The following is a 14,752-nucleotide window of genomic DNA, read 5'->3' on the forward strand; positions in this document are numbered from 1 at the left end:
TTTAAATAGCATTTTCATCACCATTAATTGCTTTAATAATTGTTTGTAAAATAATTTTTAAATCTAATATTAGTGACCAATTTTCAACGTAGAAAATATCAAATTTGACTCTATTTATTATATCAGAATCTTCTTCTATTTCTCCACGATATCCTCTGACTTGAGCTAATCCTGTAATACCAGGTTTTACAAATTGACGTAACATATATTTATCTACGATGGCTTCATATTCTAAAGATAGTTTTAGCATATGTGGCCTTGGGCCAACAACAGACATATTTCCAAATAGCACATTATAAAATTGAGGTAATTCGTCTATGCTGGTTCGCCTTATAAATTTACCAACTTTTGTAACACGCATATCATTTTTTACTGTTTGAAACCTATCTCCGCCATTATCTAAGCCCATTGATCTAAATTTATAGCAATAAAACTCTTTATTATCAATTCCATTTCTTAATTGTCTAAAAAAAATAGGGCCTTTTGATTCAAGTCTAATAATTAAAGCAATTATAGGGGTTAACCATGATAATAAGCCAATTATGACAAATATTGAAAAAATGATATCAAAAAATCTTTTTAAAACTGAATTTAGAGAGCTGTGTAGAGGAATATCTCTTAAGGATAATACAGGGATATAATCATAGTATTCAAATTTCAATTTTTTAGAAAAAATGTTCTTATTATCTGGAATAAATTTTAATAATTTAATATTATTATCTGCAAAATTTATTATTTCATTTAATTCAGAATTTTTTAATTCAGAAACAGAACAATATATTTCATTGACATTATTGTTTAATATGTAATTATAAACATTTTTAAGATTAAACCCTTTCTCTTTAGTGTCAAACCCTTTAACAAAATTATACCCGTATTCAGGTCTTATATTAAAAACATTTATTAGTTGACTTGTTTTTTTATTCTTACCAATAACAACTACTTTAGATTTATAATCTTTAAAAATTTTTCTAAATTTTAATAATAAAATATATTTTCCAAACTTAAGTAAGAAAATTATTATCGTAACAATTAGATAATATTTTAGAAAAAATAATCTACTAATATTTAATTGCTTAAAAAAACCTAAAAATGCAAAAAGAATTAAAAAAAATAGACTAAACTGTTTTATGAAATTTTTTAAAATATAAGTTATTTTAGAAAATCTATAAATTGAATAAAATTTAGTAATTATAGAAATTAGAATCCAACATATTGTTATGTAAATATTAAACAAAAATGGTTTTTGAAAATTAGTTATAACTAATTTTGCGAAAAAGTTTATAATTAATATATCTACTAAATAAATGATTGGAGTTAAAAAACTTATAAAATTATTTTGCTTATTAAACATTCAAAAGTTATAATTAATATTTAAAACAAATATATATTTTTAAAGTTTATTACATAACAAGAGTTCTTCTTTCTTTGATTTAAAAATAGCAAAACTTTCTTAATCTTTATATAATAGTATTATTTTTGTTCTAATAACTAAATGGATAAATTAATTATTTTAAATGAATTTTAAAAATAAATCTCTAATACTAAATTTTAGTGGATATACATTAATAAATTTATTTAATTCAATAACACCATTTATTGTTCTTCCAATTCTAACTTTAAACTTAACACCAGAGGATATTGGTATATTGGATTTGTTTTCAACATCTGCAATTTTCATAACACCATTAATAGGACTTTGCTTTGTTCAATCAATTAGTAAATTATACTATGTTTTTTCTGACAAAAAAAAATACCTTTCTTCACTTTTTTCATCTGTTTTTCTTTTAGGTTTTTTTTTTATAATCGCAAGTGCAGTAGTATTATTTTTAACTAAAATTTTTTTAATTCCAGAAAACTTAAAAATTTTAATTTTATTGATAATAATCTATGTGTCATTAAACATAGTTATTGAAGGGTTTTTAATGTTGAAACGAAATGAAGAAAAAATTAAACAATTTGCTATAGTTAGAATTTTAAAATCTTTATTAGAAATATCATTAACGGTTATTTTTTTATATTATATAGATGATTATATGTTGCGTGTATTAGCAATAATTTGCTCAACATCAATTACTTTTTTTTATGTGCTTTATCTTTTGATTAATCAAAGTAAAATTAGTTTTGAAATTAATAAAGAAGTTTTAAAGAAAATTTTTATTTACTCTACTCCTTTAATATTTCATACTTTGTTTGCTAGTATCCTTAATTACGCAGATAGATATTTTATTGCTGATATATTGGATGTTTCACAATTAGGTAAGTATTCTGTTGTTTACCAATTGTGTATGCTTTTGAGCCTGCTTATAAATTCATTTAATATGGCATGGACCCCATATTTTATGAAGAATATGACTTCTAAAAAAGAAGAGTTTTTAAATAAAATACCCAATTTATATAAGAAGTATATTATTGTGTTATTTGCTTTTTCATGTGTTTTATTTTTAATTATACCTTTGATATATAAATATTATGTTGGATATGATTATATCGTAGATAATAAAATATATGGAGTTTTAATTTTGGGTTATTTTTTTAATGGTCTTTATAGATTTAAAGTTGCTTATTTGTTCTATTATGAAAAGACTATTTCAATCGCTAAATTATCATTCATTACAGCGGTAATTAATCTTATTTTGAATTATTTTTTGATAAATGAATATGGCCTTCTAGGGGCAGCATTTGCAACCCTAGTATCATACTTAGTTCTTTATTTATTACTTGAAAAATTGTTAATTAATAATAAAAATGAAAAAATTAATAATAACGTTATTTAGAAAAATAAGGACATTCATATTTACATTTATTGCAAAATTAAGTAATAATGATTTTAAGGCACAAATTAAGGCTAATGGCTTTACTTATTTGACCAATAAAACAAAAACAGGAAAAAACCTTCATTTTAATGGATTACATGTTTATGGGAAAGGTAATGTCTTAATCGGAGATAATTTTCATTCAGGAAAAGGTTGTAAAATTATTACAGATATACATGATTATAATGGTAAAAAATTACCATATGATGAAACTATTATTTCTAAAAATGTTATTATTGAAGATAATGTTTGGTTAGGTATGGATGTAACGTTATTAGGAGGTGTAAAAATAGGAGAAGGGGCAATTATTCAAGCCGGAAGCGTTGTTGTTTCTGATATTGAAGCTTTAGCTATTGCGGGGGGGCATCCTGCAAAAGTATTTTCGAAAAGAAACAGTGATCATTACGATGATTTAATAAATAAAAAATCTTTTTTTTAATTAGAAAGTATGATATATCTACTTTTATTAATTTTTATTTTTAATTTATTCTATATAATTAGAAAAGGATTGTATACTAGTACTTTTATTATTCATTTCTTTTTTGTTAGTCTAATTTTTATAGGTCCGCCAATCTATTATGAGCTTGGTTTTACAACATACGCACATAGCTTTGATGATCAAGATTTAGTACTGTTTGAAATTTATGGAATTTCTGTTTTTTTCTGCACCCTAGTTTATTTTTATTTTTTAAAACGATTGAATAAAAGTTTTTTTAATCGTTTTTTTCAAAATTATAGAGATAGAAATGTTACAGTTATTTTTTTATATTTTGTACTATGGTATACGCTAGTATTAGGGTATTTACTTTTCTATTTTAATGAGTTACCTTTAACCAAATTTGTATTAACAGGACATTTGCCAGATAGGCTTGATCAATCAGGTAAAGTAAAATTGTTTTATACATTTTCATCTTTTTTTATGGTATTTGTACCATCGGGTTATTTCTTTTTTATTAAGTTTTTGAAAAGTAATATTTCAAAAATTTTAATGCTTTTATTAGTAATATTTATACTTACCTCAGGGGGTCATAAAGGCTTAGTCTCATTTTTTGTAATTTTCGCTTTATTTTTTTCGGGTATTCGTTTTAATTTTAAATATTTATTAATTGGTTTAGTTTCTTTAGTTGGTTTGCTAACTATTTATACCCTAAGTAAGGGTCGAGAATTTAATAAAGAAACTTTTTTTTACCTTTTAGAGTCACCACCTCGTAGGTTTTTTGTTACCCAAGGTTCTGCTTTTATAACAAGAATTTCTCTAGACAGAAAAGGTTTGTACGAAGGAAACATTTATGATTATCAAGTTATAAAAAGAGAAACGTTTCAATTTATATATCCTAGTGTAAATGAAAAAGGAGCAGCACCAACAATTTTTCTTGGTGATTTACATGTAAGGTATGGTTATTTTATTACCATGTTTATTTATGTGACTTTTTTGATTTTTACTTTCTTTTTTATCAAAGGGACAGATAATATGGATAGTAGAAGACTTTACCTCTGGTGGAACATTTTTATATTTTTCTATTTGCTTGGTATGGCAGAAATTTCATATACGAGTGTATTAAGGATGATTTTAGTTATGTTTAATTTTGCCGCAATACTATTTATTCCTTATTTAAAATTAAAGAATATTGAAAACAAAATTATTTAGAAAAATTGGATATTATTTAGGCGTTATATTTTTTATAAGCTTATTTGCAAAAGAGAATATAAGTTCAATATCATTTATAGCACTTATTATATTTGCTATATTTTTATGTTTTAAAAAGTTAAATAAATTTAGTGATTTTTTAAAAGAAAAGTATATAAGTGTTTTAATGATCTTATATTTTTTATTGGCATTATTAGGCTTGTTTTTTGATATAAATTCTAAACCTAATTATTTAATTCGGCTATTACCTTTTTTGTTTTTTCCTTTAATATTTTACTACTTTCTTTTTTATAAAAATCATATTTATAATCTTATAAAGATTTTTATAACGGTAAATTTTATTTTTTTAATATTACTTGATACGTATGCAATAATAGATATTATAAAAAACCAATCTTTGTTTGTTTCTCAAGCAGGCAGAGAATATTACCGTTTTTTATATACACGATATACTGATGGAGGAAATTTTGAACATATTTACCTTAGTCTCTATTCGTTTTTATCAGGAATACTCTTATATCAGTTTAAAATAACTACTATAAAAATTAGAATATTACTTGGTTTTTATTTGTTACTTCACCTTTTTATGATGGGGTCTAGAGCAATTATAATATCAATAATTCTTGGAGGCTTTTTATTTCTTTTAGTAATTTCATTAAAAAATAAAAAATATATTAAATATTTTTTTGGTTTTATTTTAACTATTTCCCTTTTATTTTCATCAGCTTATTTATTCAAAGATACTCTTCTTTTTAATAGGTATTCTCAAGTGTTTGAATGGTACCAAAAAAGAGATTTAATTTTAGAAAGAAATTATTCTGTGAATAATAGGTTAAAGGTATATATTATTGGGCTAGAAGCTTGTTTTGATAGTAGTGGGGGTATAGATGGCACAGGTTTAGCAGATAAAAAGATAAAAGACACTTATGATTTAAAATTTACTACTAAATTCCCTTTTAAAACGAGTACATATAATGCACATAATCAATATATAAATAATTTTATAGATTGGGGTTATATAGGTGTTTTGGTATTAATTAGTTTATTAATTTTAATAATAAGAAACTGCTTTAAAGAAAACTTATTATACATATGTTTTTTCTGGATATGTTTTTCAATATTATTATTAATGGAGTGCATTTTATACCGTCAACGCGGTGTATTTTTATTTGTAATTTTCTTAGCCATCTTTGCACAAACTAAAATAATTAACAACAATATTACCCTTACAAATGATGAATAATCCATTAGTATCTATAGTAGTTCCAAATTATAATGGTGCTGACTATCTTAAAGAATGTATAGATTCAATACTTAACCAATCATATACTAATTGGGAGTTAATAATTTGTGATGATAATTCTAAAGATAAAAGCGTAGAGGTTATAAATAGTTATAATGATTCAAGAATTTTACCTCCAATTATACTTGAGACCAATCAAGGCGCAGCAATAACAAGAAACTCGGCTATTAAGGCTGCAAAAGGAGTTTTTATTGCTTTTCTTGATAATGATGATTATTGGAATGAGGATAAGTTAAAGTTGCAATTAGAGTTTATGCTTAAAAACAATTATAGTTTTACATACACTAATTATATTCAATTTTCAAAAACTAAAAACACATTAATTAGTTGTAAGAATAAAGTTTCTAAAAATGACTTATTAAGAAATAATTATATCTTAACCTCAACAGTTATATATGATGCAGAAAAATTAGGTAAAATTTACATGGTTAATATGCGAAAAAGGCAAGACTGGAGTCTTTTTATTAACATTGTAAAAAAGTCTAAATATGCATATTGTTTACCATTAGAGTTAACAAATTATCGTAAACATGACAATTCAATTTCAGCAAATAAATTTGATTTGTTTATGTATAATTTTAACTTTTATAACAATGCATTAGGTTATAATAAATTCATGAGTTTATTATTAATGGTAAGATTTTTATTCTACTATTTTATTAAAAAAATTATAGAAAGAATCTCTTGATATCATAGGTGAAAATATATAATTTGATGATTCAGCGACCTTTTTTGAGTTATTTTTAGAACTTTTAATGTGGTCTAAGAGACTTTCTAATGATTTTTTATCAGTAACAACATGGTTGTATTTATTTGCACCAATAATACCCTTTAAGTGGGTTGAATAAAGGCCATCAATATCAACAGATATATTTGGGGTGCCAAGAGCTAAACTCTCTAAAGCGCAAGTTGAATATACCGTCATATGGTAATCACTAAATTTTATAAGTTCATAAGTATTTATTTTTTCCCATTTTAAAATATTATTTCTTTTTAAAAAGTTAACATTATTATTTGTATTTCTTGGTTTGTAGATAAAACAGATTTTGCTAAATTTTTCAGCAACAGAATTTATTAATGATAACAATTCAGTATCAGTATTTTCTAGTTGGCCAGTTATACAAATAACTTTCTCAAATTTTTTAGAAATTTCAGTAAACTCAATACTTTTTTCTAAATTTTTATTTACTTCAAATATGAAAGAATAGCCGTAATCAAGTATATTCTCTTCACTTACAAAATTAGTTGATTTTATAATATTGGTAAAATAGGGCCCATAGCTTAAAAAATAATCAGGAATATACTCATCTCCATAATATGAAGAAAAATTATAAGCACGGTGTTCTTTTGTAACTAAGCCATGTTGAAGTTCAATAACTGGTATTTTATTTTTTTTACAAGCTTTTAGCAACCCAAAATTTGAATAATAACAAACTACAAATACTGCTTTTGGTTTTTTAAATTTAAATATAAAATTATAAAACAAAAACCCCACATGGTATCTGTGATAAATATTTTTAATACTTTCTAAATCTTTTTTTAAGTATTTTTCCAGTTTCTTTAATCCTTTAATATTTGGCTTTTTTATAAGTTTTAAAAGAATAAATTGAATAAAAAAAATGAAAGACATTCCTATTATAAATTCCCCTTTTTGTAATTTTTTAAATTTAGTTTTTCCTTTAGGTATTGGATTTTCAAAAAGAACATAGTTCGTAGTGTATTTTAATAATCCAGAAGTAATTCTATCAAAATGAATGTTATTTATTGCATACCTTCTTTCTGAATTTGTAAAAACCCAATTATCAGATTTGTAAACTTTATATATTGAAAAAATATCAGGAACCACACCTTTAAGTAAAGTCCAAATTACTTGTGAGGATGTTTTTTTTAAGATCTCATTTTTTGAAGGTTCTAGTGTAATTAAATAACTTTTAATTATTGGCCAGATACAGGTGTTTTTGTGCTTAATTTTTGAAACATCAAAATCTTTTTCAATTTGGCTATAGGACATTATTTTTTTATTTTCATAAAATAGACTTCTGTGTTTTTTGAATTACTTAGGCCTTGAGTAAATAATAATTTTGGACCATTATTGTCATACCTACTTATGTTAGGTAGCCAAGAAGGGCTTTTTATATTAAGATCTTTAGTTGAATAGGTTTCTAAAAGATCATAAGATGAATCTAATTTTAATATTTTTAAACTCGTGTGTTGCTGTTTTTTTCCCCATAATTCATTTTTTAAGTAAAGATCTTTTGGCATTGCTGTAGCAACAATGTATAATTTTTTTTTGAAAAAAGAAATTGCAGAAGGGCTATAAAGGTAATCAGTACTATTTTTATCTAATTTAATTTCTTTATGAAACCATTTACCTTTTTTCTTAAAAGTAAGAAATAACTTTGACGATCTGTTTAATTCTTTAGAGTAAACAAAGTAAGGCTTTCCATTATTGAAAGCTATGTTACTTATACCGTAATTTGCCATTGAAAACTCTGGATTTGAATTTCCTGATACAAGTTCAATATCTGCTGAATAACTAGGAAGGCTTAATTTTTTTCCATTATTTAACCAGCTTTTCCCATTATCCTTTGAATACATATAACCAACAAAATAAGATCCTCCATTTCTGTTGTCAGTAAATTTATATTTTTTATTTCTTGGATGAAATTCATAATTTTTAAATGAAATATGTATAATATCATCATCACCTATAATTATTGATTTATTCCACCTTGTATAACCATTTTTTACGGTTAAATTTTTTGGATTATCTTTTAATTTACCAAATGAAGGTAATTTTTCAAAGTTTGATTTTAATAATATTTTGCCTTTAGTCCATTTTAATTCATTCACATTTTTAGAAAATAGCATTAATGACCACGCGCCTCTAGAAACTGTATTTCTGCCTAATAAATATAAGTCGTCATTTTTATTAATTGCTAAAGATGGGTATGTCATATTACTTCCAATTAAGATTTTTTCTTCCCATATTTTACAATTATTTGGATACTTAGATTTTCTATAGTTAAATGGCCCAACATGTGGACCATAAGCTATATGAAGATACCCTTTAGAATCTATTACAATAGACCCTCCGCCATGGTTATCGGATACTGAATCTAAAACAATTTCTGTTGACCATTTTTTGGTATTTTTATCGTATTCTTTTAAAGCGATATATTCTTTGTTAGTATTATGTATAAGATAAGTAACAAAAATTTTATCTTTAGTTTCTATTATTTTATTTGAATCAATGTAAGCAGTGGCTCTAGATGAACCTTGCTTTGAAATAGAAGTTATTGAAATTTTGTTGTTCTTTTTTTGGCAAAAAATAAGATTAAATGCTATTAAAAGAATTAATGTTGATGTATTTTTTATAGTATTATTCTTTAATAACATATTCTGCAATTTTCCAATCTAATTTGGTGTCAATATCTATCGATGAAAGTTCATCCATTTCATATTTTTTTATTTTTTTAAAAGTTGAAAAATCACCTTTTAAAAAAGTGGATACATTAATAATATATATAGCTCCATTATATTCCCAAACCTTTGGACAATCTTGCCTTCTAGTAAATTTACCTTTTTTAGATTTTAATAAGTAACCTGTTTCTTCTTCTTCAAATAAGTTGTAATATGGGTTTGATGAAGATTCTTTTACAGAAACTACCATGTCTAAAGAGCTATTATATAATTTTAAAGCATCTGTAATGTGTTTTTGAGTTCTAAATGGAGATGTTGGTTGAAGTAAAATAATTACTTCAGGTTTACTGCCTTTTTCAAGGTAATATTTTAAGGTATGCATTATTACATCGTAACTATTTGCCTCATCAGTGGCTAAATAAGCTGGTCTTAAAAAAGGAACTTTTAGGCCAGATTGTTCTACTGCTGTTTTTATTTTATTATCATCAGTTGAAACAATAATATTTTTATCTTCAAACAGGTGCCTAGCTGCTTCAATTGTATAGTTTATTAATTGTTTGCCATTAAGTTTTTTAATGTTCTTACCTGGGACACCTTTTGAGCCTCCGCGTGCAGGTATTACAACTAATGCTTTCATTTTAAAATTTAATTTTTTTAATATCTTTTTGCGCCTTGTCAAAATCTTCATGCTTACCAACATCTAACCAATAGCCTGCTAATGGATATGATAAAACCTTGTATTCTTTTGCGATTAATTCTTCCATCAAATCAGTAGCATTGTAAAATTTACTTTCTGGAAGTAATTTTAATACTGAACGTTTTATTAAATAAATACCTCCGTTTGAGTAATAGGTATAAGTAGGCTTTTCCTTAAGACTTTTCACAAAACCTTTATTAGTTTCTAAAACTGCATATGGAATGTTGACTTGATACGGTATAGTTACAACAGCTAAATCAGCATCTTGACTAATAAAATCTAAAAAGAAGTTCTCATAATCTAAGTTGGTTAGTATATCTGAATTAGTTATTAAAACATAGTCATGATTAAAATTTTTAATTTTTGAAACAGCACCAATAGTTCCTAAAGGCTCGTCTTCCCAAACATAATCTATAGAAATATTTTTCACATTTCCATTTCCAAAATAATCTTCTATTTGTTCCCCTAAATATTTTACAGATAACCAAAAATCATCAATGCCATATAAAGCTAACCTATCTAAATTGTGTTCAATTATTGGTTTATCACCAACTCTTAGTAAAGGTTTTGGTGTTTTTTCAGTTAAAGGTCTTAACCTAGTTCCTTTTCCTCCTGCCATTATAACAGCATCAATAGGTAAATATGATCGGAGTTTTCTAAAATTAATAACATTAACAACCCTATCGTCTTTATCTAAAACAGGAAGAATTTTGAAATTACCTTCTCTATATTCAATAATTTTTTGAATATTATCTTCGCCTTTTTTTATAAATCGAGGGTTTTCTTGAATTATTTCTTTTACATTATCTTGTATTGAAACATCTCTTAAAAGACCTCTTCTGACATCTCCATCAGTTAAAGAGCCGATAAGCTTATTATCAATATTTACAATAAATAAAATAGCATCGCTAGCCAATTCATTTAATATTTGAAGTGCTTGTTTTATTGTTTTATCAGCACTTAATAAGTGTTCTTTATAATTTCTCATAAAATTCTTTAATTTTATTTAAAATGTTCAAGGAGGCGTTTCCTTTAAAATATTCATTTGAACCTTGATATTTCCCTTTTTCTAAAATAGAATTAGTTTTTGAAATAATTTGTTTTTTATTAAAGGCAACATCAATAACATTATCACTTTGTGTTCTTCCTTTTTGTCTATCTCCAACATTAAGCACAAATTTGTTAAAAGAAGCAGCTTCTATTATTCCGCTAGAAGTATTTCCAATTAAAAAGCTGGCATACCACATTGCTGAAAAATAATTGATTTTCCCAAAATTTTCAATTAACGTTACTTCTTCTGGTTTATTTTTTTTTAATTCATAAATTTCTTCCCTAAAAACACTCCCTACTGTATCAGCATTTGGCATTGTAATGACAATATTTATTTTTTTAGCTATAATTACTAAACTTTTTCTCATTTCTTTTGCGTACTCTTTATTTTTTGAAACTGATATTGTTTCGGGATGAAATGTTACTAAAACATATGGTTTATTTTTAAGATTAAATTTTTTGTAAAATAAATTTTTCTCAATAGGGGTATAATCATTTATTTCATCTAAACTTAATGCTCCAACTGTATAGATATTTTTATTATCACCAATTAGTTTTGCTACTTTATTTGCGTTTTCTTTTGTTGCTGTAAAATGAATTATTGAAGCTAAGGTTATTTGATGCCTGTAAATATTATCAATAGCACCTAATGTAGTTTCTCCGCCATGTATGTGTGCGAATTTTAATCCAAATGGAATTCCTGATTGTACTGCAGCATTCATTTCAAACCTATCACCTAAACAAATAATTAAATCAAATTTATTTTGACTCCAAAAATCAGCAAACTTTAATGCAGTAAGCGCATAAGAAGTTGAAATATCTTGCTCATTATCATTTGTAATTAATGAGCTTATTTTATGATGTTTAGCATAATCATCTTCAATAATGTTATTGATTGTATAGCCATGAAATTTTGATAAATGGGTGCCAAAAGCTATTATTTCAAGTGAAAAAAAAGAATCTTTTTTTATTTTTTTTAAAAGAGGTAAATATATACCATAATCAGCCCTTGAACTTGTTAAAACACCTATTTTCATATTATATCATCTTCTAAATAATCTTTACTTGATTTTTGCCCAATTACTTTATCCCATAGCATTGGAGAAATACCTGTTCCGGGTCTTTTTATTGTGATATTTTTTTCACTAAAAATTTCACCTTTTTTTATAGTTGTTTTAGCAATGATACTTTTTCTTGCAATAGGCTTGTTTTTTATTTCACTATTGCTAGGTTCTTTTATACCATGCCCCATAGCTTTCTCAATATTTCGTATTGAAGTTACCATATCTTTTAACTCATGTGGTTCTAATGAGGCTTTATGGTCAGGCCCTTCCATGTTTTTGTCAAGTGTAAAGTGTTTTTCTATTACTGTTGCGCCAAGGGCAACAGCGGCAATAGGTATTTCTATACCTAAGGTATGATCTGAGTAGCCTATTGGCACATCAAATGATTGTTTTATAGTATGCATGGCGTTTAAATTAACGTCTTGCATTGGAGTAGGATATTCTGTATTACAGTGTAATACAGTAATTGAAGATTTTAATGCTCCTGCATTTAAAATAACATTAATTGCATCTTCAATTTCTTTTAAATCAGCCATACCAGTTGAAATAATAATTGGTTTTCCAAAGGAACCTATTTTTCTTAAGTAGGGTAGGTTAGTTATTTCTCCTGAAGGTATTTTAAATAAATCAATATTTAACTTATCTAAAAAATCTAAACTATCTAAATCAAAACCAGTAGATAAAAACTTAATATTTTGTTCTTTGCAATGCCTAATTAGTTCTAAATGCATTTCTTTAGTTAGTTCTAATTTTTGAAGCATTTCTAATTGAGAACTAGAATTTGTTTTTGTATTTTCTTTTTGATATTTAGCTTTTTCAGCATTTTTGCTTACTAATTTTTTTGAGTTAAAAGTTTGAAATTTCACATAATCAACTCCAGCATTAGAAGCTACATCTATTAGTTTTTTCGCTAAATTAATATCACCATTGTGGTTTACACCTGCTTCAGCAATAATTAGTGTTTTATTCATTTTACCATTTGTTTTGCTGGAACACCTATCATACAAAAATTATTTTCTAGGTTTTTAGTTAATAATGCACTTGCGCCTATTGTATTTTTTGATCCAATTTTTAAATATTGTAGAATTGTTGCTCTAGTACCAATTAAATTTTTATCACCTATTTCTACACCGCCAGAAATAACTGCACAAGGGTTTATTACGTTATATGAACCTATTTTACAATCGTGGCCAATATGTGTTCCTCTGTTAATATAATTAAATGAACCTATACATGTATCAACTGTAAAAACACATTGTGTAGTAATTACATTTCCTATGCCCATGTTAATACTATTATCAAGTTGTACGCTTGGATGTATTAAATTAGGAAACTCAAAATTGTCATTTTGCTTATATAATCTAACAATTTTTTTTAGTTTATTTATATCAGCTAATCCAAAAATAATAGCTATTTCGTTATTATTACGGTTTAAAAATTCTATTTCATTTATAATGGGATATTTTGCATCTCCTATTTTTAGAAAATCTTGGGTAGAAACATCAATAAAGCCTTTAAATTTATAAATAGGGTTTAATTGATTAATTTCTTTAATCAACAAAAAAATTTCTTTTGCGGCACCGCCTGCACCTACAATATAAAGTGATTTCATATTATTACACTACTAGGAATATTTACAACTCTCTCTTCAAGCCATTCTGCATTATCAAGGTTTCCAATTTGTGAATTTTTAAACATAGTTAGTTTGGTCATTAATTTCCAAATAGGCCTAGTCATAACTCCATTTTCATTTGTTACTTTAAGAAAATTATTTCTTTCTTTTAAGTTTTCTAAAATTATCGCATTAAGCCAATAGTTAGAATTAGAGTCTTTAGGCCCTTTTAAATATTGTATAGTTTTGTTTTTGAAAAAAGTATCATATTTATTAGATAATATTTTTTTTCGTTCTAAAATATAAGGTAGTTTTTCTAGTTGTGCACAACCTAACGCGGCATTAATATTTGGTAATCTATAGTTAAACCCTACCATATCATGTTCATAATCCCATGGATGAGGTATTTTTGCAGTGGTGGTTATGTGTTTTGCTTTTAAAGCAATAGAATCATCATTAGTTACTAGCATACCACCACCACCAGTAGTTATGGTTTTATTACCATTAAAACTAAATGCACCAACTAAACCATGTGTTCCTGTATGTTTTCCTTTGTAATAACTGCCTAAAGATTCTGCAGCATCTTCAACAACATTAATGCTATATTGGTTACAGATGTCTATAATTTCAGTAATATCTGCGGCAAAACCAAAAGTATGCATTGGTACTACAGCCTTTATTTTTCTTTTTGTTATTTTATTAATACACTCTTCATTTACTACTACTGCGTTTTTATCTAAAAAGTGTTTCAATTTTTCTGCTGATAAACCTAGTGTTTTTTTATCTACATCTACAAATACTGGTTGAGCTTTAATGTAACTTATAGCATTACAAGTAGCAATGAAAGTTAATGGTTGGGTAATTACTTCGTCACCCTCTTGAACACCAGCCATTAAAAGCCCTATATGTAGTGCGGCAGTACCATTAGATGTTGCAATGGCATGTTTTACGCCTATAAATTTTGCTAAATCTGCTTCAAATTGGTCAACAAATTTACCTACACTAGATACAAAAGTAGAGTCTATGCATTCATTTAAATACTCTTTTTCATTTCCAAGAAAAATTGGAGCATGTAGCGGAATAAATTCTTCAGTATTGAAGGTTTTTTTTGTAAATGATATAAACTCTTGCAACATATA

General features: G+C 25.6%; 14 protein-coding genes. 5 read left to right on the forward strand and 9 right to left on the reverse strand.

Annotated elements, in window-relative coordinates:
- Window position 1 precedes the first annotated feature (1 nt).
- Entirely contained in the window at window positions 2-1,354 is a 1,353-nt protein-coding gene (locus KO500_RS05965; RefSeq protein ID WP_215955586.1) for an exopolysaccharide biosynthesis polyprenyl glycosylphosphotransferase, read from the reverse strand.
- A 163-nt stretch (window positions 1,355-1,517) separates the two neighbouring features.
- On the opposite strand from KO500_RS05965, the gene KO500_RS05970 reads away from it, so the two are divergent.
- The 5 genes from KO500_RS05970 to KO500_RS05990 all read left to right on the forward strand — a co-directional run bounded on the left by KO500_RS05970 (window position 1,518) and on the right by KO500_RS05990 (window position 6,455).
- Entirely contained in the window at window positions 1,518-2,777 is a 1,260-nt protein-coding gene (locus KO500_RS05970; protein ID WP_215955587.1) for an oligosaccharide flippase family protein, read from the forward strand.
- Entirely contained in the window at window positions 2,749-3,255 is a 507-nt protein-coding gene (locus tag KO500_RS17490) for an acyltransferase (protein ID WP_215955588.1), read from the forward strand. The genes KO500_RS05970 and KO500_RS17490 overlap by 29 nt, the downstream gene beginning before the upstream one ends.
- A 9-nt stretch (window positions 3,256-3,264) precedes the next feature.
- Window positions 3,265-4,464 (forward strand): hypothetical protein, encoded by a 1,200-nt coding sequence (locus KO500_RS05980; RefSeq protein ID WP_215955589.1) that lies wholly within the window; start codon window positions 3,265-3,267, stop codon window positions 4,462-4,464.
- Between the two features lie 397 nt (window positions 4,465-4,861).
- Window positions 4,862-5,707 (forward strand): O-antigen ligase family protein, encoded by an 846-nt coding sequence (locus KO500_RS05985; RefSeq protein WP_215955590.1) that lies wholly within the window; start codon window positions 4,862-4,864, stop codon window positions 5,705-5,707.
- Window positions 5,697-6,455 (forward strand): glycosyltransferase family 2 protein, encoded by a 759-nt coding sequence (locus KO500_RS05990; protein WP_215955591.1) that lies wholly within the window; start codon window positions 5,697-5,699, stop codon window positions 6,453-6,455. Before KO500_RS05985 ends, KO500_RS05990 begins: the two co-directional genes overlap by 11 nt.
- Here KO500_RS05990 and KO500_RS05995 read toward each other — a convergent pair.
- From KO500_RS05995 to KO500_RS06030, 8 genes are read right to left on the reverse strand one after another with little or no spacing between them, the layout of a single operon-like run.
- The gene (locus KO500_RS05995; RefSeq protein ID WP_215955592.1) at window positions 6,411-7,778 is read right to left on the reverse strand and encodes a hypothetical protein; all 1,368 of its coding nucleotides are present in this window, start codon (window positions 7,776-7,778) and stop codon (window positions 6,411-6,413) included. The genes KO500_RS05990 and KO500_RS05995 overlap by 45 nt on opposite strands.
- On the reverse strand, window positions 7,778-9,166 hold the full coding sequence (locus KO500_RS06000) for a BNR-4 repeat-containing protein (RefSeq protein WP_215955593.1): 1,389 nt from the start codon (window positions 9,164-9,166) through the stop codon (window positions 7,778-7,780). Before KO500_RS06000 ends, KO500_RS05995 begins: the two co-directional genes overlap by 1 nt.
- Window positions 9,150-9,827, reverse strand: a complete 678-nt coding sequence (locus KO500_RS06005; protein ID WP_215955594.1) for a cytidylyltransferase domain-containing protein — start codon at window positions 9,825-9,827, stop codon at window positions 9,150-9,152. Before KO500_RS06005 ends, KO500_RS06000 begins: the two co-directional genes overlap by 17 nt.
- A gap of 1 nt (window position 9,828) precedes the next feature.
- Window positions 9,829-10,875 (reverse strand): nucleotidyltransferase family protein, encoded by a 1,047-nt coding sequence (locus KO500_RS06010; protein ID WP_215955595.1) that lies wholly within the window; start codon window positions 10,873-10,875, stop codon window positions 9,829-9,831.
- Window positions 10,862-11,974: a UDP-N-acetylglucosamine 2-epimerase gene (neuC, locus tag KO500_RS06015; protein ID WP_215955596.1), complete on the reverse strand. Its 1,113-nt coding sequence runs from the start codon at window positions 11,972-11,974 to the stop codon at window positions 10,862-10,864. Before neuC ends, KO500_RS06010 begins: the two co-directional genes overlap by 14 nt.
- Window positions 11,971-12,972, reverse strand: coding sequence for an N-acetylneuraminate synthase (neuB, locus tag KO500_RS06020; protein ID WP_215955597.1), 1,002 nt, complete (start codon window positions 12,970-12,972; stop codon window positions 11,971-11,973). Before neuB ends, neuC begins: the two co-directional genes overlap by 4 nt.
- Complete coding sequence (locus tag KO500_RS06025; protein ID WP_215955598.1) at window positions 12,969-13,613, reverse strand: acetyltransferase; 645 nt, start codon at window positions 13,611-13,613, stop codon at window positions 12,969-12,971. Before KO500_RS06025 ends, neuB begins: the two co-directional genes overlap by 4 nt.
- Window positions 13,610-14,749: a LegC family aminotransferase gene (locus KO500_RS06030; RefSeq protein ID WP_215955599.1), complete on the reverse strand. Its 1,140-nt coding sequence runs from the start codon at window positions 14,747-14,749 to the stop codon at window positions 13,610-13,612. Before KO500_RS06030 ends, KO500_RS06025 begins: the two co-directional genes overlap by 4 nt.
- Between the last annotated feature and the right edge of the window lie 3 nt (window positions 14,750-14,752).

The sequence above is a fragment of the Cellulophaga baltica genome, from assembly GCF_018861125.1.
Taxonomy (GTDB): Bacteria; Bacteroidota; Bacteroidia; order Flavobacteriales; family Flavobacteriaceae; genus Cellulophaga; species Cellulophaga baltica_A.

What these genes read in the sequence shown, in the direction of transcription:
- KO500_RS05970 (WP_215955587.1), top strand. Translation starts at nt 1,518, where the DNA reads ATGAATTTTAAAAATAAATCTCTAATACTAAATTTTAGTGGATATACA.
- KO500_RS06000 (WP_215955593.1), bottom strand. Translation starts at nt 9,166, where the DNA reads ATGTTATTAAAGAATAATACTATAAAAAATACATCAACATTAATTCTT.
- KO500_RS06005 (WP_215955594.1), bottom strand. Translation starts at nt 9,827, where the DNA reads ATGAAAGCATTAGTTGTAATACCTGCACGCGGAGGCTCAAAAGGTGTC.
- neuB (WP_215955597.1), bottom strand. Translation starts at nt 12,972, where the DNA reads ATGAATAAAACACTAATTATTGCTGAAGCAGGTGTAAACCACAATGGT.
- KO500_RS17490 (WP_215955588.1), top strand. Translation starts at nt 2,749, where the DNA reads ATGAAAAAATTAATAATAACGTTATTTAGAAAAATAAGGACATTCATA.
- KO500_RS05995 (WP_215955592.1), bottom strand. Translation starts at nt 7,778, where the DNA reads ATGTCCTATAGCCAAATTGAAAAAGATTTTGATGTTTCAAAAATTAAG.
- KO500_RS05980 (WP_215955589.1), top strand. Translation starts at nt 3,265, where the DNA reads ATGATATATCTACTTTTATTAATTTTTATTTTTAATTTATTCTATATA.
- KO500_RS05965 (WP_215955586.1), bottom strand. Translation starts at nt 1,354, where the DNA reads ATGTTTAATAAGCAAAATAATTTTATAAGTTTTTTAACTCCAATCATT.
- KO500_RS05990 (WP_215955591.1), top strand. Translation starts at nt 5,697, where the DNA reads ATGATGAATAATCCATTAGTATCTATAGTAGTTCCAAATTATAATGGT.
- KO500_RS06030 (WP_215955599.1), bottom strand. Translation starts at nt 14,749, where the DNA reads ATGTTGCAAGAGTTTATATCATTTACAAAAAAAACCTTCAATACTGAA.
- KO500_RS06025 (WP_215955598.1), bottom strand. Translation starts at nt 13,613, where the DNA reads ATGAAATCACTTTATATTGTAGGTGCAGGCGGTGCCGCAAAAGAAATT.
- neuC (WP_215955596.1), bottom strand. Translation starts at nt 11,974, where the DNA reads ATGAAAATAGGTGTTTTAACAAGTTCAAGGGCTGATTATGGTATATAT.
- KO500_RS06010 (WP_215955595.1), bottom strand. Translation starts at nt 10,875, where the DNA reads ATGAGAAATTATAAAGAACACTTATTAAGTGCTGATAAAACAATAAAA.